This is a genomic window from Curtobacterium sp. B8, assembly GCF_000333315.1.
GTDB classification, from domain to species: Bacteria; Actinomycetota; Actinomycetes; order Actinomycetales; family Microbacteriaceae; genus Curtobacterium; species Curtobacterium luteum.
Genome location: NZ_BACW01000399.1, coordinates 1 through 1,829, shown reverse-complemented (window position 1 = coordinate 1,829; position 1,829 = coordinate 1). Strand labels below are relative to the sequence as shown.

1 protein-coding gene is annotated in these 1,829 nt (G+C 72.7%); it reads right to left on the bottom strand.

Annotation, left to right across the window (positions count from 1 at the left end):
- Positions 1-232 precede the first annotated feature (232 nt).
- Positions 233-1,711, bottom strand: coding sequence for an adenosylhomocysteinase (ahcY, locus tag I59_RS10270; RefSeq protein WP_022903794.1), 1,479 nt, complete (start codon positions 1,709-1,711; stop codon positions 233-235).
- Positions 1,712-1,829 lie beyond the last annotated feature (118 nt).

Genomic DNA, 1,829 nt, shown 5'->3' with positions numbered 1-1,829 from the left:
CGCGCGACCGCCGGGCTTCCCGCGCTGATGCCGGGCGCGGCGGGCGGTCACGACTCCCCGCTCACCTCCGACCGTCGGTCGCGACCGGTCGCTCAGGACGCGGACGACCGACGCTCCGCGACCACCCGACGCCGAGCACACGGGGAGTCGCGACCGCCCGAGGGCGACGGCGAGCGCGACCCCGCCCGAGCGGCAGTGCGCCCGAGCGGCCCCGCCCGGCCCGCCCAGCCGCTCAGTACCGGTAGTGGTCGGGCTTGTACGGCCCCTCCACCGGCACACCGATGTACGCCGCCTGCTCCGGGCGCAGCGTCGTCAGCTGCACCCCGAGCGCGTCGAGGTGCAGCCGCGCCACCTTCTCGTCGAGGTGCTTCGGCAGCACGTACACCCCCGTCGGGTACTCCGACCGCCGGGTGTGCAGCTCGATCTGCGCGAGGACCTGGTTCGTGAACGAGTTGCTCATCACGAAGGACGGGTGCCCGGTGGCGTTGCCGAGGTTCATCAGGCGGCCTTCGCTCAGCACGAGGACCGATCGACCGTTCGGCAGGCGCCACTCGTGCACCTGCGGCTTGATCTCGACCTTCTCCGCCCCGGGCAGGGACTCGAGGCCGGCCATGTCGATCTCGTTGTCGAAGTGGCCCACGTTCGCCACGATCGCGAGGTGCTTCAGGGCAAGCATGTCGTCCACCCCGACGACCCCGAGGTTGCCGGTGCACGTGACGACGACGTCCACCTCGCCCGCGACGTCGGCCAGCCGGGCGACCTGGTACCCGTCCATCGCCGCCTGCAGCGCGCAGATCGGGTCGACCTCGGACACGATCACCCGGGCGCCCTGACCCCGGAGGGCCTCGGCCGCGCCCTTGCCGACGTCGCCGTACCCGACGACGAACGCCACCTTGCCGCCGATGAGCACGTCCGTCGCGCGGTTCAGGCCGTCCGGCAGCGAGTGGCGGATGCCGTACTTGTTGTCGAACTTCGACTTCGTCACGGAGTCGTTGACGTTGATCGCGGGGAACCGCAGCGTGCCGTCGCGGAACAGCTCGTACAGGCGGTGCACGCCGGTCGTGGTCTCCTCCGTGACGCCCTCGACGTCGGCGGCGATCCGGGTCCAGCGGTCCCCCGAGTCCCGCAGCGACGCCGCGACGGTGTCGAGGACGATCCGCCACTCGGCGCTCGCGTCCGCGGCCGGCTCCGGCGCACGACCGGCAGCCTCGGCGTCCGCTCCGGTGTGGACGAGCATCGTGGCGTCACCACCGTCGTCGAGGATGAGGTTCGGACCGAGCCAGTCCGCACCGGCCGCCGACGCCTCGGCGCTCCAGTCGAAGATGCGGTTCGTGCACCACCAGTACTCCTCGAGCGTCTCGCCCTTCCACGCGAACACCGGCACGCCGGCGGGTTCCGCGGCGGAGCCGGTGGGCCCGACGACGACGGCGGCAGCCGCCTCGTCCTGGGTCGAGAAGATGTTGCAGCTCGCCCAGCGCACCTGCGCGCCGAGGGCGACGAGGGTCTCGATGAGCACCGCCGTCTGCACGGTCATGTGCAGTGACCCGGCGATGCGGGCTCCGGCGAGCGGCTGCGAGGGGCCGAACTCCTCGCGGAGGGACATCAGGCCCGGCATCTCGTTCTCGGCGAGGCGGATCTGGTGGCGTCCGGCCTCGGCCAGGGAGAGGTCGGCGACGCGGAAGGCTGCTGCGGTGCGGGCTTCGGTGGGCATGCGGTCAGTCTCCCACGCACGCGTCCGCGCGCGGTGTGCGCAACGCGGTGCGACGCGGTCGGCCGGGAGGCAGGGTGCGCGACCCGACTTCGGTCACGCGGGCGGGGCCTCCAGGCCG

Bases quoted from the DNA above. Each gene is read 5' to 3' on its own strand.
- ahcY (WP_022903794.1), bottom strand. From the start codon at position 1,711: ATGCCCACCGAAGCCCGCACCGCAGCAGCCTTCCGCGTCGCCGACCTC.